This is a genomic window from Arcicella aurantiaca, from assembly GCF_003148625.1.
In the GTDB taxonomy this organism is placed as follows: Bacteria; Bacteroidota; Bacteroidia; order Cytophagales; family Spirosomataceae; genus Arcicella; species Arcicella aurantiaca.
Map to the genome: position 1 here is coordinate 53,602 of NZ_QGGO01000013.1, position 24,422 is coordinate 78,023.

Sequence of the window (24,422 nt, forward strand, 5' to 3'; positions counted from 1 at the left end):
GAGTAATTTACTAAACTACAAGTTACGAAATGATTTTTTAAGAATATTTAAGAATTGGTTGAAAGGCTTTGGATTAACCTACCTCATTCGTAATACAGTAAAAGGAATACAAGCCGTAATACCTTCACAAGGATTACAGTTTTTAATCAAAATGGTAGCATCTGCCGTTGAAATCTTATTTGGGAAGCACAAATCATCTTCTATAACTTCTACGGATATTTTCACTTGATAATCCGATGCTTTATTTTGGGAATCATAGCTAAATATTGATGCACTTGTCTGACTTCCAACGTTTACACCATCAACTTTCCATTGATATTTTGCTGATACAGAGGCTCCATTAGCAGTAAATATAACTTGTTCTCCTCCGCAAGTTGTTGATTGATTAGCGGTTATAGAGATTATTTTCCCATCAAAAAGAGCTTGAGCTTCGTCGGCAGTTATTGCTCGGTTATAGATATGAATGTCATCTATGATTGCCTTTGCAGATTGGAAATATCCATCTGCCCCCACTCGTGAGCCTATTTCTGCATAAGTTGGATTGGCATAAGCGGCGTCCGTTCCATTTGTACCAATATTGGCTGAATTATTGGCAATTAATACGCCATCAACGTACAATTTTACAGAAATATTATCTCTCACACTAACCACATGATACCATTTTCCAATTGTAGGGAGCGTTCCCGTCAAATTATTTGAAACCGCAGGACTTCCAGTATTATAACCTCCTGCATTAAAACCTATATTGGTACTATTCCCATATTGATTCAAAACAGAAACTGACTGGTCGGCACCAGGCCCTCCAACTGAAAAGAATGAATTATTATCTCCTTCAAAAGGAAGTTCATCTAAATTGACCCATAAAGAATAGCTGTAATTTTTATTTTTGAATGGCTCTGGCACTAAAGAAATGTAGGAATATCCGTCAAATCTATAAGCACTATTGGGTTTTCCGAGGCGGTCTGTGGTTAAAGTCGCTCCATTAACAGTTCCATGATTTCCATTGCCAGATTCATCCTTGGCATTGGCGTTAAAAGTGTAACAAGCAACAAGTCCATTTTTTAAATCAACTTGACTAAATGCTGATAACGACAACATCAGCAAAACAATGGTGTAAAGACATTTCATTTTATGGTAAGTTTATGGGTTATTGAAAATACCGAAAATGAAAGGTTATCTAAATTTGTATTTTGTGCAGAAAGCTAATTTTAATATTTCCTTTTTTCGGTAAGAATCTTATAAGAAACTTACAAAAATCTTGCCAAAACAAAGGTAATTCACTGATTATTAAGCTGAAGCAGATATTCACAATAATTCCAATCTTTCATTGTATCTAAATCTACTTTATACTTTTCGTCCATCACATATTTCTTAACATTGACAAAATCTTTGAAAGAATTTGCTTTTAAAAGTGAAGGAATAGAAAAAATATAAATTGAACCATTAAAAGCATAAACAGGTGGACAATCTTGACGACGAGTATAGCTTCCATCTCCTTTAGATATTTTCAAGAAACCATCCTGATTTTCTTCAAATATATTAAAATATGGATTATTATGTTCTTGCACCACAGACACCGTTACATCTGCCTCATCGTTCATCAACTCAAAGGCTTCGGCAAGGTGATTTTCTTCTCTGAAAGGAGACGTTGGTTGTAATAAAACTAATTTTTTATACTGCTTCCCCTTTTCTTGAAAAAACGAAATGGCATGATGTAATACCGCAAATGTGCTGGCGGTATCCGTAGAGATTTCGGGAGGGCGAACAAAAGGAACAGCTAAATTAATTTGATTGGCACATTCAATAATTTCTTGGTCGTCTGTTGAAAGGCAAATATTTTCATCTTCTGTAAAAAGACGTGCATAGTCAATGCTGTAATGAATCAGAGGCTTGCCTGCTAATGGCTTGATATTTTTACGGGGAATGCCTTTTGAGCCTCCACGAGCAGGAATTACAAAAAGTGTATCGGCAATTTTCATCAGAATCTTAAATGTTTTATGTCTTCTTGGGCTTTATAAAAATCTTCCATTCTGCCAATATCTAACCAATAACTCAAAATTGGCTCGGCAATTAGTTTTCTGCCCGAAGCTACTACTTCATTCATTAAATCAGTCGCATCATACTTTTGGTTTTCAGGAATTAGCTTGATAAGTTCTTGCTTGAAAAGGTAAATTCCAGCGTTAGAATAATAAGTATATTTCGGTTTTTCCTTGAAACTCTTAACGATATTTCCATGCTCCAATTCCATTACAGCATACGGAATATTCACATCATAAGGAATAGTAGCCACCGCCATATCTGCCGATTCATTCAAAAAAGCCTCGTGTAATTGTTCAAAATCCACATTGGTCAACAAATCAGAATTCATCACTAAAATGGTTTCTTGCTCAAAAGATTTAATGTCTTTTAATGCTCCAATCGTACCAAGAGGTTTGTCTTCGGTAATGTATTTTATATTGGCTTGATGTGCTGAACCATCACCAAAATATTCAATCAGTTGGTCGCCTAAATAACGAATAGAAATAGTAATATCTGTAATACCGTGACGTACTAAATGCTCGATATTATACTCAATAATAGGCTTTCCTCCTACTTTGAGCATGGGTTTTGGCGTTCCGTCGGTTAAAGGCATTAAACGCTCGCCACGTCCACCCGCCATTATGACGGCACTGGCAGGAATATTGGCTCGATTATTCTGTAAATCAAGCACTTGAATCAATTTATTGGTATCGTCTAAAACAGGGATAAAACGAATATTACGAGCTTTAAAAGCTTGAATTTCCGTTTTGGGGAATTTATTGTTTGTAAAATATCTAAAATTTGAGAACATAAAATCCTCCACTAAATCATCAATTCCGAGTTTATTAATTAGTCCTCTCCGAATATCGCCATCTGTTAATGAACCCACAATTTTTTCGTCTGAATCATGGACAAACAACACAGGAGCTATAATTCCTTTTGCTTCGGAATCTAACTTTCTGAGTGCCTCACGGGCAGTAGCTTTATGACTGATTAGATGTTTTTGAAAGTTCATGTAAGAATGCTCAATTTTAGTTATTTAATGTTCTAATAGACTGCGACATAACTTATTGGAAGTAAAATGCTCAACTTCCCGAAAGTTTTAAACTTTCGGGAAGTTCCAATTCAAATAAGCTATGTCACTCTCTATATAAATCGTAAAAAGATTTCTTCAAGTTTATTTCTCCTTGAAACCTTTTTAATATCTCCATAATTTGTTCTGTGGTATCGCCTTTTCCGTAAATGTTTTCAACGGTTTGACAAAATGCTTGAAATTCGGGCGAAATGGCTTGATTGATTGCTTTGGTAATTTCTTCTTGAGTGGTTTCACAATCAATTACTGTATTGGCTCTGGCTCTTCCTTTTTGACGGTCGCCAATATTGACCGTTGGTACTTTGAATGATGCCACTTCAACCACTCCACTCGATGAATTACCTATGACTGCCGCAGCGTATTTAATAGCCGACAAATACCGTAATTGTCCCAAACTGGTATGCACAGAAACTCTTTCGGGATTTTTTCGGGCATATTCTTGAATCATTTTGATGATGACTCTACCGTCTGCATCAGAATTTGGTAAAGTTATCAAGACCTGATAATCTGGAAATTCATCAAAAGAATCTAATAAGGCTTGAAACTGACTTTCAGAAGACTGACTTTCTAAAGTGACAGGATGAAAAGTAACCAAAAAATAAGGTTTGCTTAAATCAAAATTGACGGACTCGCTCAAAGCCTCATGAGTCAGCAAGGTCATTTTTACGATGTTATCAATTCCGATACCTCCTACATTAAATACTCTTTCGGGAGCTTCCCCCAATTGAATAACACGTTTGCGATATTCTTCCGTTGTGGCAAAATGTAAGTATGACATTTTACTAATCGAATGTCTCAAAGCATCATCGGTTGCCCCTTCGGTAACGTCTCCTCCTGATATATGAATAATGGGAATTTTCATTAAAAAAGCAGCAGTTGCAACGGCAAATGCTTCGTAACGGTCGCCCAAAATAACCAACCAATCTGGCTTCAATCGGTTCAAAGCATCGGCATAACCAATCATGCCCAAACCCGTAGATTTGACAATTCCCACCGAAGTATCCGACGAAAGTAACATTTCTACTTTCTCCGAAATCTCAAAACCATCATTTTCAATTTGCTGATAAGTCAAGCCAAATTCTGGCGACAAGTGCATTCCTGTTGCTAAAATTTGCAAACAAAAAGCATCGTCATTTTGTATTGCTTTCATCAAAGGCGAAAGCAATCCGTATTCGGCACGAGTACCCGTTATGACGCATATTTTTTTCACAATTCTATCAATTCATCTGCTTGAAAATCTCTTATCGCAACTTTCCCAATTATTTCATCCCAACGCATTGGATTAATACCATTTCCGGGGCGTTTTACAATTAGATTATTTTCGTCAAAAACTTCACCTTTTTTAATATCTTTTGCTGCTAAAATGCTTTTGCGAGCAATGACCATATTTTTACGTTCTGACTCAGAAGTATCTTTAATCCCTGTTCCTGCAATGGCAATTTCTACGTTTCTGATAGCATCAACCATCGCTTTCAATTCTTGCGGGTCTAAACTGGCTTGGTGGTCAGGACCTTCCATGTTTTTATCCAACGTAAAGTGTTTTTCAATAACGGTTGCCCCCAAAGCTACCGCCGCAATGGGTACTTCAATCCCATTGGTATGGTCAGAATATCCAACTTTCACGCCCAAAGCATTCTGAATGGTATTCATAGCCCGCAAGTTTACGTCGTGCATAGGCGTTGGATATTCGGTATTGCAATGTAAAACCGTGATGCGGTCTTTACTCGTTCCTGCTTCTACCAAAACCTTGATGGCATCTTCAATTTCTTGTAAATTTGCCATGCCCGTTGAAATAATAATCTCTGTGCCTAACGAACCTATTTTCCGTAAATAAGGCAAATTGGTAATTTCTCCCGAAGGAATTTTGAAAATTCTTTGGTTCAACTCAATCAAAACGTCAATCGAAACCATGTCGAAAGGCGTTGAAAGAAACTCAATGCCAACTTCGTTACAATATTTTTGAAGCGATTTATAAGCATCTAATGGCAAATGGATTTTCTTCGCCATTGCCAATTGCGACTCGCCTTCTCCCGTCGAAACCTTCTGATAATCAGCTTTTTCAGCAAATTTAGACATTACCAATTCTGGAACTGCCGTCTGGAATTTGACAATATCAGCACCTGTTTTTTTAGCTTCGTCAATCAATTTGATTGCCAAATCATAGTTACCGTTGTGGTTTACACCTGCTTCGGCTATAATTAATACTTTTTCGCTCATTTTTTCTTGTCAATTTTCTCTTGAATTGCCTGTTTTGTTGCCTCCCAACTCTTAAAACCCAAAGCTCGGTCATCAATCCACATATCGCCAATAGGTTTGCCCATCATCAATTGATGATATTTAACTTCGTGTCTTTGTAGCCAATCAGTGGTCATTTCAAACTCCATCCAAGTACGGGCAGTATAAATAATAATAGTATGCCCGTCTTCATAAAGTTTGTTGAGGTTTTCAATAGCCCCCTCCAAAGGTTTTGCCATCGAACGGCTATATGTTTTTTCTTCGGTACAAATTGTTCCGTCTAAATCTATGATAAATTGCATTTTATGTTTGGATAAAAAACTCTCGATTTGCTCTCATCATCAACAAATTGTTCGTCCAATTTGTAACTTTTGTATTTTTAATATTCAAATAATCTTTCAGAATCATTAGTGGAATATCTGCTCCTGCTTCAATAGAAGTAATTACGCCACCACCCAAACGAGGATTTATTTCCATGATGTAAGCATCAGTTGAATCTTTCAAAAATTGAATGGTAATTGCTCCAAGAAAATTAGCTTTCTTTAGGATTTGTGCCGAAAATTCAATCAATAAATCATCTTTTTCCGTAATTGATTTACTTACTTCTCCACTGATAGTTTCTAATCTTTTACGGGGAACAATACTCATTATTTCTCCTTCAATATCTACATAACAATCAACTGTATATTCATCACCTTCAATAAAACCTTGAATTAAATAATCCTCTGCTTGATGACTGGCTAAGAATTGTGTTAATTCTGCTTCATTTTCTATTTTTTCAATACCTTGCGATGCTGAACCTTTAATGGGTTTTGCAATCAAAGGAAATTTACTCAAATCTTGATGAGGAACGGGAAAGTTTTCACCTAAAAACCATTGATTTGCTTTGGCTTTATCGAAAAAAATATCACAAGTTTCAATACTTGAAACGGGAATGAAAACATTGGGCAATTTCTCTTTCAAAACCGAAGCCGTTAGCGTAGCAGGGTCAACAAAAGGCAAAATAATATGAATTTGATATTGATTTACAATTTCCGTAAGATGGGTATAAATTTGTTCATCTTTCCATTTTAAGCCAATAATCACCTCACCCACACCTGCAATAGGAACGTATTTATCTAATTCATAAGAAAAGATTTTGACTTCTTTTCCCAACGATTTTCCTGCCGAAATTAACCTTTCCGCTAAAGAAACCCGTTTTGCTCCTCCTAAAAAGAGAATATTTAGTTGATTATCTGGCATAAAAATCTTTAATCAATTCAATAACAACCTTTACTTCTTCGTCTGTAATATTGGTTGAGCAAGGTAAACTTACACATTGCCCATATATATTACCTGCTACATCGTTTTCAGTAATATATAATTCTTCCGACATAAACGGTAAACGGTTCATGGGTACCCAAAACGGACGAGCCTGAATACCGTTTTCTCCCAAAAATTTCAGCAATTCTTTTTGTCGAGGTGCTTTTACTGTATATAACCAATGATTTGCTTGAACGCCATCCGTAATTTTTTGAGGAATAATTCCTTCAATTTTCAATAATTCGGCATTGTACAAATCAGCAATTGCTTTTTTTCTAATCAAAAAAGCAGGCAATTGCTCCATTTGAGCCACGCCCATTGCCGCCAAAATATTTACCAAACGATAATTATACCCTACTTCATCATGAAAATACTCGTAAGCATCGGCTTTCGCAGTTGTTGTGATGTGTTTGGCTCGTTTTGCCAAGGTTTCATCATTGGTCAAAATCATTCCTCCGCCACCCGTTGTGATAATTTTATTTCCGTTGAAACTACTCGTTCCAAATAGTCCAAAAGTACCAGCGTGTTTGCCTTTGAAAGTGCTTCCTAATGCTTCCGTAGAATCTTCAATGACCTGCAAATGAAAGCGATTGGCAATCTCCATCAATCTTTCCATATCACACATATTGCCCAATACGTGTACGGGCATAATAGCTTTGATACGCTTCTGATTGTCCAAATGATAGGTTTCTCCGTTAATGATTTGGGTGTTATTTCTCAGAAATTTTTCTAATAAATCTAAATCAATTTGCCAAGTATCGGTGTCAATGTCAATTAAAAGTGGACTTGCACCTGTGTATTTTACGGCATTGGCAGTTGCAACAAACGTAATATTGGGTACAATGACTAAATCGCCTTGTTTTACGCCTGATAATTGCAGACCGATATGTAAAGCTGATGTTCCGTTTGAGGTGGCAATGGCATATTTTGCTCCTGTGAAATCAGCTAATGCTTGTTCAAAACGATTGACGTAACTTCCAACCGAAGAAACCCAGTTGGTATCTAAACAATCTTTGATGTATTCCCACTCATTGCCAGCAAGGTTGGGGACTGAAAGAGGAATCATATATTATAAATGTCTGCTTTGTACTGTGAAAGGTTTGCTTTGTTAGAAAACCACTGAATCGTTTCGGCAATGCCGCTTTCGAGGGTATAATCAGGCTTCCAATTGGTTAATTCTTTGATTTTTTGGTTTGAACCAAATAATCTTTCTACCTCACTTTTTTCAGGTCTTAATCTGATTTCATCCGTAATGATTTTTGCATCAGGATTGATTTGATTAATGATATTTTGAGCCAAATCCCCAATCGTTATTTCTTCTTGCATGGCAATATTGACTTCATGCCCGATTGTTTTGTCTGATTTTGCAATTTCGATAAAGCCTTTGGCGGTATCTTTCACAAACAACAAATCACGAGTTGGGTGTAATGAGCCTAATTTTATATCGGTCTTTCCGTTCAATAATTGGGTAATAATCGTTGGAATTACCGCCCTTGCCGACTGACGTGGACCATAAGTATTAAACGGGCGGACAATGCTGATTGGCACATTAAAACTTCTATAAAACGAATCCGCCATGGCATCTGCTCCAATTTTAGTGGCAGAATAGGGCGATTGCCCTTGTCTTGGATGTTTTTCATCAATTGGCACATACATAGCGGTTCCGTAAACCTCTGAAGTTGAGGTTACAAGAACTCTTTCCGTGCCTAATTCACGAGCCGCTTGTACGATATTCAATGTACCTTTTACGTTGGTATCAATGTACGTATCGGGCGAATGATAACTGTAAGGAATTGCAATAAGTGCGGCCAAATGGAAAACTACTTCGATGCCTTTCATGGCATTTTTCACCCCATGTGGGTCACGAATATCTCCCGTGATGACTTCGATTTTCTGTAAAGTTTCCTTCGGGAGGGAATCTAACCAACCCCATGAATTGAAAGAATTATAATACACAAAAGCAGTTACTTGACAACCTTCTTCTATGAGTTTTTCAACCAAATGACTACCGATGAACCCATCAGCACCCGTTACTAACACTTTTTTATTTTGTAAATCCATTATTTATGTCCAGTGTTTAATTCTACGTTAGGACTTTAAAGAAATAGACCAAATTTGACTTGGAAGAACTTCCCGAAAGTTTTAAACTTTCGGGAAGTTGAACGGTAAATACCCAAATCCCCATCTATATTTCTTTAAAGTGCCAAAGTAGAATTAATAAGTATTCTAAATGATTTTATCCTAACCCCTATTTAAAATAATTTAATTTTCTCAAAAACATCAATATAGCTACGCTTGCTGGCATTTAAAACCTTTGTTCCTCGATATTGAGCATATCTCGCCAAGACTTCATAACCTTTAAATGCTTTGTGTAAAGACAAAAATTGACGTGCCATGTAAGACTCTTCTTGACTAACTAACTGATTTATTTGGTAGGTTTTATTACCATAAAAATGAGAATCATCGGCAATAATTTCGTTATTTTCATCCAACCTTATCGACTCGTGCCAAGTGTGGTCAGCTCCCAAAAGATAGATGTTTTTGTATCCTAAATTGATACATCTAAAAACAGAAGCAATCAAAACATTCTGACTTTGAGGCATTCCCAAATCTTTTTTATATATCCAAAAACGAAGCCAATCGAACCCGCCAAAGATAACATAATTGAAATAAACAGGCTGAATAAATTGATTTTTCGAGAATTTATCTTGAAAGTAAGCCGATTTCTTGAATTTATAAGGAATAAAAACGTTGATTTTCCAAGCCGTATCTTTTACTAAATGTTCAATAGCTTGGCTTGCTCTTTCATGATTTGGATTAATAAATGCTTCATCTAACAATAAATAATTATTCGGCTTTAGTTGCGTGTAATAATCGGAAATAGCAAAAAGATTAACACAGAAAATATCCGACTGAAGAATAAAATCTTTATGATTATCCATAGAATCTTTCAATGAAGGACCATTTCCAAGAATAACACAATTTTCAGATTGAACTGGCGGATGAGATACACTAAATTTCGACCAAACAATGACCTTTAATATTGAAAAAATACTATCAAATAATTGCTCAAAAAAGCGTTGAATATTAAGAATACGTTGAATCAAGGGATTAGCGGATTAATGTTTAGTGAAGCTTTCCAAGCATAAAATTACCTATTATTATACCAATTTGCCAAACTCAACCTAATTTTGTAGAAATAACAACGGAATTCATCGCAAGACAAATCTTAAATAATTCCGAATAACAAAATCACTGAATGGGAATTATTATTAAACAAACCATAAAAAGTTCTATTTACGCTTACATTGGCATTGCTTTAGGCTTTATCACTACGGCATTTTTAATGCCTAAAGTATTGACAGAGGCGGAAGTTGGCTTAGTTAGATTATTGGTTTCTGTGATGGTGTTGTTGGCTCAAGTTTCCAATCTGGGATTTAATGCCGCAGGCGGACGACTATTCCCCTATTTTAGAAACTCCGAACGGCAACATAATGGTTATTTATTTTGGGCTTGTGTGGTTTCCTTTGTGGGTTTGTGCATCACGCTTGGCACATTTGCCATTAATTACGAGTTTGTTCTAAATTTACTCAATGTAAAAGCCTCTCCTTTACTTCGAGAATACCTGTTTTGGATATTTCCACTTACCATCTTTGGCGTTTTCTTTTTAGTATTTGACAATTATGCCAGAGTGCTTTATGATACTGTTTCAGGAACGTTTTTAAGAGAATTTGGGCAACGAGTTTTTCTATTCATTGCTATTATTCTGTATCTCTTCAAAATCGTTGATTTTAAAGGCTTTGTAGCAGCATATTGCATTGGCTTATGCTTGCCTACGGTTTTTATGGCATTGAGAGTATGGCAACAAGGCAACTTTTTCTTTAAGCCCATTAAAGGTTTTTGGACTAATAAAATCAGAAAGGAATTTATTAGTCTAAGCAGTTTAACATTTCTATCTGGATTTACGTCACAAGTAGTTATTTACCTCGACCAACTCCAAGTAACTTCCATCATAAATCTTGATGCCAATGGGATTTATTCAACTATGATGATGTTTGGAACGGTCATTTTCACGCCTACAACGCATATTTCAAGAATTGGCGGTGCTGTAATTGCCGAAGCATGGAAAAATAATGATTTAAAAACTATCAAAGATGTTTATGAAAAAAGCTGCTTGACTTTACTCATCATCGGTAGTTTTTTATTCATTGGTATTGTAACAAATTTGCACAATGTTTTTGAAATTTTACCTGCATACGAAGCTGGGAAATGGGTCGTAATTTGGATTGGTTTAGGCAAACTTTTCGATATGGCTACGGGTTTGAATGGGCTTATTCTTCAAACATCAAAATATTATTTCTATGATGTTATTTTTATGGTTTTTCTCATCGTTGGCACTTGGTTGATGAATCAATGGCTTATTCCTATTTACGGAATTACGGGAAGTGCCATTGCTACGGCTTCTATTATTCTCATTTTTAATATTTTCCGAACCTTTTTTGTTTGGATTGCCTTCGGGATGTTTCCATTTTCTTTGAAAAACATTGGCGTTATCATCATATCTGCATTGGTTTTTGGACTAACGATGATGATTCCAACTTTCCCTGCCATTGGTAGTATTCCAAGTTTTATGATTGATACGCCTATTCGTTCATTCATTGTGTCAATACTCTTCGGAAGTGCTATTTATTTTACAAAAATCTCGTCGGATGTAAACCAAATAGTAGATGGATTGCTCAAAAAAGTTATTCGATGAACAGACTAAAATCTTTAGATATTCTTCGAGGCTTAACGGCTTTTGCCATTATGTTCTATCATTTTTCGATATGGACAAATAAGGGTGAAGCTCACACAGCTGACTCATTTTTGGGACGTATTGGTCTTTATGGCGTTTCTATATTTTTTGTTTTGAGTGGATTAACGATGTATTTGGTCTATCATCACAAAATGCAAGATTCAAAAGCCATCAAATCATTTTTCATCAAACGAATATTTCGTATTTATCCACTTTATTGGCTGGCTTGTCTGGGTAGTATTTTCTTTTTAGAGACTCCCGCCACAAACATGGATATTCTTTGGAATATTACAGGTTTATTTGCCTTTATTAACACTAAATCATTAACTACTGGCGGTTGGTCAATCGGTAATGAATTGGTATTTTACGCCTTTTTTCCTTTGTTGATTTGGCTTTCAAAAGATAGAAAGCACTTTTTTTTAACCGTAATTTGGAGTGTTTCTATTGGCATTTTCTTCGCTTTTTCCTTGTTAAATAATACTTCAAGCATGACTGCCCAATGGCTGACTTATACCAATCCATTCAATCAGCTTTTCTTTTTTGTGGCAGGGATTAGTCTGGGCAAAATGTCTGATTCAACGCTTTTTTTCAAGCAACATAAAACGTTAAATTTTATCATTCTTTTTTTGATGATTAGCTTATTTGTGTTTTATCCTACGGTCGGGCAACAAACAAATTTAATTTCAGGGATTAATCGAATCGTTTTCTCAGTTCTGTCGATTGCTATTTGCTATTTCATTTTTACATCAGAAGTAGAACTACCAATAATTATCGAAAAACCTTTGACTACTTTAGGAGAAATTTCTTACGGAGTTTATCTTATTCATCCGATTATTTTTTTAGAACTTCGTCAATTTTTGGCTAATTATATTGAAATTCCTCCGCAGACATTCTTTGTTATTGCCCTTTTTGTTACCGTTTTCATTAGCTTTTTAATATATTCATGGCTTGAAAAACCGTTAATTCGTCTGGGGAAAAAAATTAAATAATGTTAATCAGGTATGGGCTTATGCGATACCAATGCTGTCAATTTAAAGTGTTTTTAATTGTTCCAAAATTCCAATTTCAACGCTGTCAGGGTTTTGAACCCTGACAGCGTTAGGCGGATAAATTCATTAAATTGACAGCATTAGTATTGCATACGTCTCTACAAAATATCAAATACTTATGCCCAAAGTGTCCGTCTTGATGCCCATGTTTAATTCTGAGAAATACATCAGAAAAGCTATTGAGAGCATTTTAAATCAAACTTTTCAAGACTTTGAGTTAGTTATTCTCAATGATGGTTCTATCGACGAGAGCGTTAATATCGTGCATTCTTACCAAGACAAACGTATTCGATTAGTCCATAACGAACAAAATCAAGGACTTGCCAAAACTCGAAACAGATTGATTGCTGAGGCAAAAGGTGAGTTTATTGCTTGGCTTGATTCAGACGATATTGCCCATACCGAAAGACTGAAAATACAAGTTGATTTTTTGGAAAAACACCCAAAACACGCCTTTGTGGCTTCATGGGCAAGGCTCGTAGATAATGACGGGAATCCAACGGGTGGTTTTATTAAATCTTATATTCCCGACACGCATTTATCTGCTCTATTATTATTCGTAAATTACATCGTTCAGTCGAGTGTTTTACTCAGAAAATCACTATTACCCACACAGCATTATAATCTTGATTATCCTCCGACGGAAGATTATGAACTTTGGGTGAGAATTGCACAAAATCATCCTATTGCCATTTTAAAAGATATTTTGGTGGATTATCGGGTGCATGATACCAATATTAGTTTTACCCAAAACGACAAAGCGATGCGTACCGTAAAACTAAATCATGAAGGGCAATTGAGGAAATTAGGTATTGAACCAAGTCTCGAAGAACTCAATTTACACTATCAATTGGGTTTTGAACACGGAGAAAAGACAGATAAAGAGTTTATTAAAAAGGCTGAAAATTGGTTATTGAAACTTGAACAACATAATCAAAAAAATAAGATTTATGACATAGAAGCCCTAAAATACATTTTGGCTCATCGTTGGACTAAAATTTGTACTTCAAATCCCGAATTGGGTTTGAGTGTTTTAGGTCTTTATTTTAAATCCAAAATACTTAAACTAACTTTACAAAACAGTTTCATTATTGGTCAGTATTTAACAAAAGCCTTATTATAGGTAATAATTTCTAATGAATATATTTTTTGAACTATTTATCGCTATTTTAAAAGTAAGAAAACTTCCATTAAGCTTTTCTCAAAAATTTGAACTGGATTGGGTTTTATTCAAATTAGCCTTTTTAAAAATTTTCAGTAAAAACCAGACAAATGTTACAATTCAACTTTTTGGATTAATAATTGAAAACTATAATTACAGACTTTTAGATTACTTAATCAAAGAGGTTTTTGTAGCTAATGAATACTATTTCCAAACTGAAAATAAGGCACCTATTATTGTTGACTGTGGTGCAAATATTGGTATGGCTACACTATTTTTCAAATGGTTACAACCTAATGCAACAATATATTCTTTTGAACCTCAAAAATCTACTTTTGATATTTTAGAAAGAAATATTAAGAGAAATAATCTTCAGAATGTCCATTACTTTAATTTAGCATTATCTGATAGTAATGGGACTATTGATTTTTTTGGAGAAGATAGTTCAAATCTTATGTCAAGTGTATTACAGGAGCGTTCTACAGGGAAAAAAGTAACGGTTGAGTGTAGAAAACTTTCAGATTTCGTTTCTATCATTTCAGAACCAATAGATTTATTAAAAATAGATGTTGAAGGAGCTGAAACTTTTATCCTTAAAGATTTGATTGATACAAATAAACTTGACAAAAGTGTTTTCAAGCAAATTATTATGGAATATCATCATAAAATAGAAAATCAGTCTTCAAAAATGGGAGAGTTTTTATTACCATTTGAAAAACAAGGTTATGAGTACCAAGTAAGAGCTGATTTTAAACAACTAAGTACCTTTCAGGATATGTTACTACATTTTTTTTAAATATAAATTCAACTCACATGAAAAAAATCATCGCTACAATCATTTTAAATTTATCCGTTTTTCATCTTATTATTTCACAGTCTTTACCTTCTGGGACAACGGCTGTTAAACCCTATCTGACAAGTAATAAAGTGAGTATTGGAAGTAATCCTGCTACACTTAATAAGTTGTACATTGAGGATAATTCTACAAACACATACCCCGTAGATGAAAGAGATTTCATTAAACTTAACAATACAGATGTCACTACCAACTCAGCCGTTACCCATGTGATGACTGCTGGTACAAGTGGAGCAAGATTAGAACTTGGAATATTTGGCTCAAATTATGGCAATTCCTCTTATTTGAATAGCACTTTTGCCAATCGAGGAACGCTCATTGCAAGAGGTGGAAGTGGGCTTGTTATTCGCTCCTCTCCAGATGCAAATGGATATTATGTTTTTGATGGAATTACTTTTCAAGTTGGAGCAAATACCCCAGAACGTATGCGAATCACAGGAGACGGCAACGTAGGTATCGGCACAACTGCCCCAAATGCTAAACTGCAAGTAACCAACGGTGATGTTTATGTAGAAAATCCATCGAGAGGTATTATTTTAAAATCTCCAAATGGTACTTGTTGGCGTGTAACTATTGACGATACGGGCAATTTTGTCCGAAATCAAATCACTTGTCCTTAATAAAACCATTGAAAATTCTCCTACTAAATACAGACGATTTTACGGGCGGAGCAGCCATTGCTTGTCGCCGTTTGCTCAAAGCCTTACGTACTCATACGGGTGTAAATGCACAGATGTTGGTGCAAGAAAGTAAATCTGGACAAGAAGGAGTTGTTCAATTAAATAATTCGTGGTTTTCAAAGAAAAAAGCTTTTTTGCGATTCGTGGCAGAAAGGCTTTATTTTTTCTTTTTTGAGAAGTCTAAAGAAGTTCGCTTTCTCTTTAATCCCGCCAAATTTGGCATGGATATTTCTAAAAATCAAGACATTACAAATTCTGATATTATTCATTTACATTGGATAAACTTTGGTTTTCTTTCTATTAGTTCTCTTCAAAAACTCTTCAAAACCCAAAAACCTATCGTCTGGACTTTGCACGATATGTGGGCATTTACGGGAGGTTGTCATCACTCAGGTGAATGCGAAAATTATCAAAAATCTTGTGGTAATTGCGATAAATTCTTAAAAACCCCTTCTGATAATGACCTTTCAAACCAAATTTGGAAAGATAAAACAAAAGCATTTGAAGGAGCAAATCTTACGGTTATTACGTGTAGCCAATGGCTTGGGAATCGGGCAAAACAAAGTTCATTATTCAAAAATGTTCGGGTAGAATCTATTCCAAATCCAATTGATATTGATGTTTTTCATCCGATTGATAAAGCAAAAGCTCGTCAAAAGTTCGGACTTTCGGAAGACAAACAATATATTCTTTTTGCTGCCATGCGAGTGGATGCAGTAGGCAAAGGATTTGCTTATTTTGCAGAGGCACTTTCAATTTTAAATGCTCGTTTATTGAATCTCGAAGCGGAACGCCGCCCGAATCGAACATCGAACCGAAGCGTCGGTCGCATCGAAATTATCGTTTTTGGTCAAGCGGAGGCTTCTGATTTTGATTCGCTTCCATTTAAAGTTAATATTCTCGGACGACTTTCTGATTTATCAACAATTGCCCACGCCTATTCTGCGGCTTCTGTTTTTGTGATTCCGTCTTTGGAAGAAAATTTACCCAATACCATCATGGAATCTATGGCTTGCGGAACGCCTGCCGTGGGTTTTAATGTAGGCGGAATTCCAGAAATGATTGAACATGAAACAAGCGGAGTGCCACCCACAGGCTATTTAGCCAAGTATAAATCTGCTGAAGACCTCGCCAAAGGTATTTATTGGACTTTATTTGAATCTGATTATCAATCACTTGCCCATAATTCACGACAAAAAGTATTAGATAATTATTCTGAAAAAGTAGTCGCCGAAAAGTATAAAAGAGTTTATGTGTCTATGAGTTAAGAGTTTATGAGTATCGCTCTCCCAATGTCATTGGGTTAAGAAATAAATCAGCGTTTATAACAAAAGTAATAAAGAATGAAGAAGTAAAATACCCCTGTAAAACTTCTAAAATCTACATTTCTGATTCAGAATTCTTAATTCAAAACCCTTAACTTAATGACATTGGTTGCCCTCCTACACTCATAACCTTTTAACTCATAAACTCTCAACCCAATAGCCATTCCATGCAAATTTCAATCATTACCATAACATACAACGCTGAGCAATTTTTAGAACGTACTATCCAAAGTATTTTGGCACAAACTAACCAAGATTTTGAATACATTATCATTGACGGAAAGTCAAAAGATGGGACATTAGCAATTGCAGAGAAATACAAAAATCGGGTTGATATACTAATTTCTGAACGTGACAAAGGGCTTTACGACGCCATGAATAAAGGCTTAAAAACCGCTTCGGGTGATTTTGTTTGGTTTATGAATGCAGGTGATGAAATCAACGACAACCGAGCGATTGAGCATATTTACAAAGCCATTTCTGATAATACAGACGTACTTTACGGGGATACTTATTTTGTAGATAATAACGGTAATATTCAAGGTTTACGTTCTGAAATTACCCCGCATCGTTTACCTAAAAATCTGAAATGGCAAGATATGAAACTCGGAATGTTGGTTTGTCATCAAGCATTTATTGCTCGAAAATCAGTTGCTCCTTTTTACATGGAAAATAATTTGAGTGCCGATGTTGATTGGGAAATTGAATGTTTGAAACGTGCCAAAAAGATTCAATATTTAGATTTTGTCGTGGCAAAATACTTGACAGGCGGAGTATCAAACCAACAACTAAAACGCTCTTTATTAGACCGTTATGAAGTATTGAAAAAACATTTTGGTTTATCAGGTGCAATAACGGCACATTTACAAATTTTATTCAGAGGGGTAAATTTGATTATTAAAAAACGTGGTAAATATTGGTAGAGACGTTGCCTGCAACGTCTTGAATTTAACATTATAGATATAGCAATAGGATGGAAAAATATTAGTAGAAATGTTGCCTGCAACGTCTTGAATTTAACATTAGAGATATAGCAATAGGATGGAAAAATATTGGTAGAAATGTTGCCTGCAACGTCTTGAATTTAACATTATACATATAGCAATAGGATGGAAAAATATTAGTAGAAATGTTGCCTGCAACGTCTTGATACTAATTTAAAAAAGTTATTGCGTATCTGACTCTCAACGGAAGTCGTCGTTCAAAACGACGACTTCCGTAAAGTACGCATCAAATTATTAAAATTGGTATGAATTTAACATTATACATATAGCAATAGGAATAAAAAAAGCGTTGAAAATTTCAACGCTTTTTTTGTTTGATTTTTGGGAATTATTAGACGTTGCAGGCAACGTCTCTACAATTTTACAAACCTAAAATTCTTTTATTCAATTCAATATCAGCACCACCACCTGCAAAATCATCAAATATTTTTGATGTTGCTTGAATAATGTGAGAAGCAATAAATGGTGCTCCTTCTTCTGCTCCTTGAACGGGGTCTTTAATAGCACATTCCCATTCCATAACTGCCCAACCGTCGAAACCGTATTGCGTTAATTTTGAGAAAATCGAAGCAAAATCTACTTGACCATCGCCCAATGAACGGAAACGTCCAGCACGATTTACCCACGACTGATACCCTCCATAAACACCTTGTTTTCCTGTTGCATTAAATTCTGCATCTTTTACGTGGAAAGCACGGATTCTTTCGTGATAAAAATCTATATATTGCAGATAATCAAGACATTGTAATACAAAGTGAGATGGGTCGTACAACAAACAAGCACGTGAATGATTGTTTACTTTTTCCAAAAACATCTCATACGTTTCGCCATCGTGCAAGTCTTCTCCTGGGTGAATTTCGTAACAAACGTCCACGCCATGTTCGTCAAAATGGTTCAAAATTGGTAACCAACGATTCGCCAATTCTGTAAAACCCATATCTACCAAACCTTGTGGTCTTTGAGGCCAAGGGTACATGGTGTGCCAAAGTAAAGAACCCGAAAATGTTGCGTGCGATTTCAACCCTAAATTTTGAGAAGCCTGTGCTGCCCATTTCAATTGTTGAATCGCCCACTCAGTACGAGCTTTAGGATTTCCTTTTACTGAATCTGGAGCAAAACCGTCAAAACCCGCATCGTAAGCAGGATTTACTGCTACTAATTGTCCTTGTAAATGGGTCGATAACTCGGTAATTTGCAAACCTTTATCAGCTAACTTTCCTGTAAGTTCATCACAGTAAGTTTTAGAAGTTGCCGCTTTTTCAAGGTCGATGGCACGTGAATCCCAAGTCGGAATTTGGATACCTTTATAACCTAAACCCGAAACCCAATCCGTAATAGAATCAAGTGAATTAAATGGTTCTTTATCGTCTAAAAATTGGGCTAAAAATATAGCAGGTCCTTTGATTGTTTTCATAATCAATTGTGAATTAGTGAATTAGTGATTTGTGAATATATACTACCACAAAACTCCTAATCAGGTAAATTATTTTTCCGTTGAAGTGCATCTCCAACTGTTTTTCTTGATTTTGAGAGTATTTTTAAAATTTCACTGCCTTCATCAATTAAATTTTTCAATTTGGATTCTTGATGAAAATTTGCATCAATTGAGTATTCTAACCAGAATAAACTCTCGTCTAATTCTTCGATTACAATACTTAATTTCGCAAAAAACTCTTTACTACTTCTTGACCTTCTGGCAGCACGATAATTTGCGACAGAAGATGCAGAAGAACGAACGAGTTGTCCTGCAATATTTTTAGCAGAAAGACTTTTCTGAAATAAATTATCACAAACAGGAATACACCTCAAACCAAAGGATTTTATTCTTTGAAATAGCATTTCAGCAAACTCGTCTTGAGTTTTTGACGGAGTAGAATCATTCATTTTAATAGTTTTGTAGATAAATACATTGATGAGTTGTGAACTGAGATTAGCACTTTATAACTACTCACAATTCACAACTCACTAAATCACAATTAAAAAACTAAACCTTCACCCAGCCTTGGCTTCTGTGCGAATCTAAGATTCTTTCGCAGATTAATAATTCACGGTAACCATCTGCAAATGTTGGGAATGGAGCGTTTTCTGGCATTTTTCCTGCTGCTACGGCTGCGTAAACTTCTTTGAAAAGCTGCTTTGATGTATCTGGGAAACCTTCGTTGTGTCCACCTGGGAAAGTCATTAATGCACCTGCTTCTGGGTATGCCAATGATGGGTCACGCATTAATACTTGGTTGTAGCTATCACGATTACCAATCCAAAGTTCGTTTGGTGCTTCTGAATTGAAAGCAAACGTTTTATTTGAACCTGAAATCTCTAATTTCAACTGATTTTTACGTCCTGCCGAAACTTGAGAAACCGTTACTAAACCTTTATTTCCGTTGTCAAAACGCAATAAAACGTTAGCCGTATCTTCCGTATTGATATTTACATCAGCATAATCTTCTGGTTGTAACATTTTTCCAGAATACGTTTCAACTGGCTTCAATGGCTTTTTACGAGTTTTATGAACGGTGTTAAAATCAGCCATAACTTCTACCGTTTTTAAGCCTGTGATGTATTCGATTACGTCCATCAAGTGTGAGCCAATATCTGCAATAGCACGAGAATCTCCCGATTTGTCTGGTTCTAAACGCCAGTTATAATCTGTATTGAAGAACAACCAATCTTGTAAATAAGACCCGATGATTGAATAAACATCACCTAAATCGCCTTTTTCACGCATGGTTTTCATCTGACGAACCAATGGATAATATCTCAAGTTGAAGTGAACCGCATTTACTAAACCTGTTTCTTTAGCAAGAACCACTAATTCCTCTGCTTCGTGCAAGTCTTTCGCCAATGGTTTTTCACAAACAACGTGTTTCCCAGCTAATAAAGCCGCTTTTGACTGTGAATAATGCAAGAAATTAGGCGTACAAATATGCACACACTGAATATCTTCCATCGCTAATAATTGGTCAAACGTACATGGACGTTCGATACCCAATTGAGCCGCTTTGGCAGTGGCTAATTCAATATTTACTTCACAAAGAGCAGTAACTTCAATATTTGGAAGACGACGAAGAGCTTCAATATGAGCTGGTCCGATAAATCCTGTGCCTACGACACCTACTTTAATTTTTGACATTTTTTGGTTGAATTTATTTTGGGGGTAAGATTGTTTAATTTCTACTTAACTTAATCCTTTTTTATTGGGTTTTCCTCAATTATCTGATAACAAAAATACAATTTAAAATCCTTTAAGAACAATTACTTTTCAATTCCTCCACCCAAAATCTTCCGAATTTCTACATGATGCTTGAAGGTGTCTTTAAAATTATCGGCATCCCATGCGATATTTTCTAAAATGATGAGGTTTGTTTGGGTTTCGGGATAATAAAAATTGGCAGAGGCAAAACCTGTTGCATAGCCACTGTGACCAATTTCTAAGGTTTTTCCTTTACGGTCAATTTGTAATCCGTAGCCATAATCTACTTTTCCGAAAATAAAATGGTCTCTTGAAGATGAAGCGGTGGTCATTAAATTGTAGCTTTTCTTAGAAAGTAGCTTCCCTCCGTGCAGATTTTTATTCCATAATAACAAATCTTTTGCCGTCGAAATCATTCCTCCCGATGGAATTCTCAAATCAAGCAAAAGTCCTTCTACGATTTTCACTTTGCCCGTCGAATCTTCTACGTAACTGTTGACTAATTTTTTATGTTGGTTTAGGGCTGGACTCATCGAGTTTTTAATTCCACACGTTTTAAAGATTTCACTCATTAAAACCGCATAAGATTTTCCCGAAACTTTCTCCGCAATTTTTGCCAATAATTCGTAGCCAATATTTGAATACGAAAAACCTGTTGACGGCTTAAATTTCAAAGGTTTATTCCAATCCGTTACGCCTGAAGTATGATTCAATAACTGATGAACAGTGATGGAATCTAACCAAGTTTGGGGCATTTCTGGCAAATATTTTCGTACAGGAACGTGAAGTTCAATTTTTCCTTTTTCAAATTCTCGCAAAACCGCAACGGCTGTCATTTGCTTACTAATTGAACCAATAATAAATTGATTATCAAGCACCAAAGGCTTTTTTTTCTCTAAATTTGAATAACCTTGCACTTTGGAATAAAACACTTTTCCATTTTTAGAAATCAGGATAACACCGTTAAAAGGGCGTTTTATTTGTGTTTTCAGAAAGGAATCTATTTTGGCAGCAAGAGCAGTTTGTGAAAATATTTTTCCCGGAGAAATTAGAATAACAAATAATAAAACAAATAGAAATTTAGGGGTCATCATTTAAGTTAGATTTAAAATACTTCGTAACCAGTAACCAGTAACCAGTAACCAGTAACCAGTAACCAGTAACCAGTAACCGTTTTATTCAACGGCTAATTTACCCGAAGCCATAATTTTCTTGTCTTTCAAAATTACGTAAAAATATAGTCCCGAAGGCAAATTTATTGGCTCAATTTCATCTGTATTTGCTAATTCTTTTTGCAAAATCAACGCTCCTCTCCCATCGTACAATTGCCAAATTTCATTCGTTGGATTTTTGAGCTTAAATTTCAAATCATCGTACTTTCTAATCGGATTTGGATACAAAATATATTGATTTTCGGCGAAGAAAAAGACGGTTTCATGATTAGAAAAGCCCTCCGTTCCATTTTGGAAAACTACTTTCAAACGATACGTATTTTCACCTTGCAACAACAGGTTTGCGTACTGATATTTCAAACGATTTTGGTTTGGAATTAAACTGTATAAATCCTTAAAATCTGTTCCGTCTAATTTCTGAAAAATAACATATTTAACCTGACTCAATGTTGAGAGTTCTGCACTTAACTGAGCATTTTTATCGTCTAAATTATCCACATTAAAAGTCTTCAAAAAACATCCTACTCCTTGATTGTCAATGGCTATGGCATTACTTCTACGTCCTAATTTTCCGTTTTCTAAAATCGGAGCAACGGCAAAATATTTAGCTCCATATTTCTTTTTATTGATAACATTTGACGAACGATTAGTCTGAATTATTGGCTCTAAATATTGATTTCCTAATTGATAAACTACATAACGATTGACAAATTCGGGCGTATTCCAAAATAGCAAAAGTGAATCTGGACAATTGTAGCCCAACTTAATTTCTAAAGGTTTTGAAACGCTAAAAGTATCACTCAAAAATGCTTTATTGGCAACGCTCATACGCAAACGGGCAGGCGTGTAAAACAAATTTGGCACTTTCCAACGATATGAACCTTTCGACAAATCAATGTCGCCCACTCGTTGCCAAGAACGCCCTGCATTGGGCGAATATTCCAAAATCCCTTTTGTGTCTGAAAACGTTGATTTCCAACGAATTAAATTATTTTCATTGGGCGTTAAATTATCCTGACTTTGTGGAAATTGCCATTGAAATTCATCGCCTAATTCCCAATCATATACCACTGAAAAAAATTGACTTCCTTTGGGAATTTTATAACCCGAAATCACCACTGAATATTTGCCCGAAGAAGGATTTTCAAGCGTAATTTGTTCCACATTGTTTAACCCATCTCTACGACGAACGGGCAGTTTTTTCAAAGAATCAGCATTCGGAAAGTTACTCAAAACCCAAGGCAAAATACGCTGTCCTTCGGGAGAAACTACAGATAAATCAAGGTCATTTACCAAAGCAATGGTAGCTTTTTCGGTAGCGGGTAAATCATTCCAAACTAAGGTAATTTTCAAGTTTTTTACGTTTGAAGGGATAGAAATAGAGTATGTTTGACTAACTCCATTGGTAATTTCTCCCGTAAAAAATCGCCCCGAATTAAGTGTTTGAACCGCTGCATAGGCATTTACATTTCCATAACCACTCTGATAATCAACACCTTTTGAACCAACATCTTCGGCACTATTTATCAAAAGGGCTTTTACCAAATGCGAAGGTGGTTTTACGTTATTTCTATTTCGTGCAAATTGTTGTTGCAAAAGCGTAGCCACACCCGAAACTAAAGCCGCTGCCCCCGAACTTCCATCTTGTCCAAAAGCTACTAATTCGGGTTTGAGTCGCCCGTCATACGTGGGACCACGAGAGCTACGAGTTTCTATTTTCCCGACAGAATCTACCGCCCCAACCGTTATGATATTTTTAGCTTGCTTGAAACTGCCTGTAAGATTTGAATAATTGGCAATACCTTTAAAGTTGCCATCAGTTGGCGTAATGTTTCCCGAATTTCCCGAAGAAAAAACGTGCAAAACATCATTCAGGCGGTTTATTGAAGCATCATAAGCAATAGCATTTGTACTATAAACATTCTGAATATCTGTGCCGTAGGAATGGTTTTCGAGAAAGATTTGATTTTTTCTATAAAAGTCATCCGATTCTGGGAGAAGATTGGCGAAAGAAATTGACATGATTTTGGCTTTCCATGCGATGCCTTTTCTGGAAACCGAATTATTCCCCGCCCCAGCCATAATTGTTGCCATGTCCGCCGCATGATTCGAAAATGAACTTGACGTTAAATTCGACCGAACTAAACGTCCTTGAAAATCAATATCTAAGGAATCTATTTTGTTTTCTTTAATAGCAATGGTAAAACCTTCGCCCATCAAAACAGGGAAAAAACGATGTACGAGATTGATTTTATTCAAACTCAATTCCATTTCAGCAACGTTACTTTCGGGTAAAATAGTTTGAGCAAAAGTCGCTGAGGTTAAACACAATAAGAGAATCAAAGTGATTTTATTCAATGTAATGGCGGTTTAAATGTAAATTTCTGCCACAAAGACACTAATACACGAAGATATAAAACCTAAAACTCTCTTAACTATAATTGTAAATATCAAGAAACAAATATATTCTTAAAATACTATTAAAATCTTTGAGGCTTAGTGTCTTGGCGACAAAGTAAATCTATCTTGATTTTGAATAA

At 35.6% G+C, this 24,422-nt stretch carries 22 protein-coding genes; 7 read left to right on the forward strand and 15 right to left on the reverse strand.

Annotated elements, in window-relative coordinates; all coding sequences use genetic code 11:
* Nucleotides 1-78: 78 nt before the first annotated feature.
* From LV89_RS13205 to LV89_RS13250, 10 genes are all read right to left on the reverse strand, one after another.
* The gene (locus LV89_RS13205) at nucleotides 79-1,128 is read right to left on the reverse strand and encodes a LamG domain-containing protein (RefSeq protein WP_109743375.1); all 1,050 of its coding nucleotides are present in this window, start codon (nucleotides 1,126-1,128) and stop codon (nucleotides 79-81) included.
* A 149-nt stretch (nucleotides 1,129-1,277) separates the two neighbouring features.
* Nucleotides 1,278-1,979: an acylneuraminate cytidylyltransferase family protein gene (locus tag LV89_RS13210; RefSeq protein ID WP_109743376.1), complete on the reverse strand. Its 702-nt coding sequence runs from the start codon at nucleotides 1,977-1,979 to the stop codon at nucleotides 1,278-1,280.
* A complete protein-coding gene (locus LV89_RS13215) occupies nucleotides 1,979-3,034 on the reverse strand; it encodes a nucleotidyltransferase family protein (RefSeq protein WP_109743377.1) in 1,056 nt (351 codons plus the stop codon). Before LV89_RS13215 ends, LV89_RS13210 begins: the two co-directional genes overlap by 1 nt.
* A gap of 124 nt (nucleotides 3,035-3,158) precedes the next feature.
* Nucleotides 3,159-4,322: a UDP-N-acetylglucosamine 2-epimerase gene (gene neuC / locus LV89_RS13220; RefSeq protein ID WP_211321204.1), complete on the reverse strand. Its 1,164-nt coding sequence runs from the start codon at nucleotides 4,320-4,322 to the stop codon at nucleotides 3,159-3,161.
* A complete protein-coding gene (gene neuB, locus LV89_RS13225; RefSeq protein WP_109743379.1) occupies nucleotides 4,319-5,329 on the reverse strand; it encodes an N-acetylneuraminate synthase in 1,011 nt (336 codons plus the stop codon). The genes neuC and neuB overlap by 4 nt, the downstream gene beginning before the upstream one ends.
* Complete coding sequence (locus tag LV89_RS13230; protein ID WP_109743380.1) at nucleotides 5,326-5,649, reverse strand: HAD hydrolase family protein; 324 nt, start codon at nucleotides 5,647-5,649, stop codon at nucleotides 5,326-5,328. The genes neuB and LV89_RS13230 overlap by 4 nt, the downstream gene beginning before the upstream one ends.
* Before the next feature lies 1 nt (nucleotide 5,650).
* Nucleotides 5,651-6,589 (reverse strand): ATP-grasp domain-containing protein, encoded by a 939-nt coding sequence (locus LV89_RS13235; RefSeq protein ID WP_109743381.1) that lies wholly within the window; start codon nucleotides 6,587-6,589, stop codon nucleotides 5,651-5,653.
* Nucleotides 6,579-7,715, reverse strand: a complete 1,137-nt coding sequence (locus LV89_RS13240) for a LegC family aminotransferase (protein ID WP_109743382.1) — start codon at nucleotides 7,713-7,715, stop codon at nucleotides 6,579-6,581. Before LV89_RS13240 ends, LV89_RS13235 begins: the two co-directional genes overlap by 11 nt.
* Entirely contained in the window at nucleotides 7,712-8,710 is a 999-nt protein-coding gene (locus tag LV89_RS13245; protein WP_109743383.1) for an NAD-dependent 4,6-dehydratase LegB, read from the reverse strand. Before LV89_RS13245 ends, LV89_RS13240 begins: the two co-directional genes overlap by 4 nt.
* 191 nt (nucleotides 8,711-8,901) lie before the next feature.
* Nucleotides 8,902-9,756, reverse strand: coding sequence for a hypothetical protein (locus LV89_RS13250; protein WP_109743384.1), 855 nt, complete (start codon nucleotides 9,754-9,756; stop codon nucleotides 8,902-8,904).
* 152 nt (nucleotides 9,757-9,908) lie between these two features.
* Here LV89_RS13250 and LV89_RS13255 point away from each other — a divergent pair, with 152 nt between their 5' ends.
* The 7 genes from LV89_RS13255 (at nucleotide 9,909) to LV89_RS13285 (ending at nucleotide 17,439) form a co-directional block, all read left to right on the forward strand.
* On the forward strand, nucleotides 9,909-11,405 hold the full coding sequence (locus LV89_RS13255) for a lipopolysaccharide biosynthesis protein (protein WP_109743385.1): 1,497 nt from the start codon (nucleotides 9,909-9,911) through the stop codon (nucleotides 11,403-11,405).
* Nucleotides 11,402-12,433, forward strand: a complete 1,032-nt coding sequence (locus LV89_RS13260; protein WP_109743386.1) for an acyltransferase family protein — start codon at nucleotides 11,402-11,404, stop codon at nucleotides 12,431-12,433. The genes LV89_RS13255 and LV89_RS13260 overlap by 4 nt, the downstream gene beginning before the upstream one ends.
* A 178-nt stretch (nucleotides 12,434-12,611) precedes the next feature.
* Nucleotides 12,612-13,616, forward strand: coding sequence for a glycosyltransferase family 2 protein (locus LV89_RS13265; RefSeq protein ID WP_109743387.1), 1,005 nt, complete (start codon nucleotides 12,612-12,614; stop codon nucleotides 13,614-13,616).
* A 13-nt stretch (nucleotides 13,617-13,629) separates the two neighbouring features.
* Nucleotides 13,630-14,451 (forward strand): FkbM family methyltransferase, encoded by an 822-nt coding sequence (locus tag LV89_RS13270; RefSeq protein WP_109743388.1) that lies wholly within the window; start codon nucleotides 13,630-13,632, stop codon nucleotides 14,449-14,451.
* A 17-nt stretch (nucleotides 14,452-14,468) separates the two neighbouring features.
* Entirely contained in the window at nucleotides 14,469-15,131 is a 663-nt protein-coding gene (locus tag LV89_RS13275) for a hypothetical protein (protein WP_109743389.1), read from the forward strand.
* A gap of 8 nt (nucleotides 15,132-15,139) precedes the next feature.
* Nucleotides 15,140-16,459 carry a glycosyltransferase family 4 protein gene (locus tag LV89_RS13280; protein ID WP_109743473.1) on the forward strand — a complete coding sequence of 440 codons (1,320 nt, stop codon included), beginning with the start codon at nucleotides 15,140-15,142 and terminating at the stop codon, nucleotides 16,457-16,459.
* A gap of 224 nt (nucleotides 16,460-16,683) precedes the next feature.
* The gene (locus tag LV89_RS13285; RefSeq protein WP_109743390.1) at nucleotides 16,684-17,439 is read left to right on the forward strand and encodes a glycosyltransferase family 2 protein; all 756 of its coding nucleotides are present in this window, start codon (nucleotides 16,684-16,686) and stop codon (nucleotides 17,437-17,439) included.
* A 442-nt stretch (nucleotides 17,440-17,881) separates the two neighbouring features.
* Here the strand turns inward: LV89_RS13285 and LV89_RS13290 are convergent, their stop codons facing one another.
* The 5 genes from LV89_RS13290 to LV89_RS13310 all read right to left on the reverse strand — a co-directional run bounded on the left by LV89_RS13290 (nucleotide 17,882) and on the right by LV89_RS13310 (nucleotide 24,240).
* Nucleotides 17,882-18,934: a sugar phosphate isomerase/epimerase family protein gene (locus tag LV89_RS13290; protein WP_109743391.1), complete on the reverse strand. Its 1,053-nt coding sequence runs from the start codon at nucleotides 18,932-18,934 to the stop codon at nucleotides 17,882-17,884.
* A 56-nt stretch (nucleotides 18,935-18,990) separates the two neighbouring features.
* Nucleotides 18,991-19,404: a four helix bundle protein gene (locus tag LV89_RS13295; RefSeq protein ID WP_109743392.1), complete on the reverse strand. Its 414-nt coding sequence runs from the start codon at nucleotides 19,402-19,404 to the stop codon at nucleotides 18,991-18,993.
* Nucleotides 19,405-19,504: 100 nt separating this feature from the next.
* Nucleotides 19,505-20,650 carry a Gfo/Idh/MocA family protein gene (locus tag LV89_RS13300; RefSeq protein WP_109743393.1) on the reverse strand — a complete coding sequence of 382 codons (1,146 nt, stop codon included), beginning with the start codon at nucleotides 20,648-20,650 and terminating at the stop codon, nucleotides 19,505-19,507.
* Nucleotides 20,651-20,772: 122 nt separating this feature from the next.
* On the reverse strand, nucleotides 20,773-21,804 hold the full coding sequence (locus tag LV89_RS13305; RefSeq protein ID WP_109743394.1) for a serine hydrolase domain-containing protein: 1,032 nt from the start codon (nucleotides 21,802-21,804) through the stop codon (nucleotides 20,773-20,775).
* Between the two features lie 81 nt (nucleotides 21,805-21,885).
* Nucleotides 21,886-24,240 carry a S8 family serine peptidase gene (locus LV89_RS13310; protein ID WP_109743395.1) on the reverse strand — a complete coding sequence of 785 codons (2,355 nt, stop codon included), beginning with the start codon at nucleotides 24,238-24,240 and terminating at the stop codon, nucleotides 21,886-21,888.
* Between the last annotated feature and the right edge of the window lie 182 nt (nucleotides 24,241-24,422).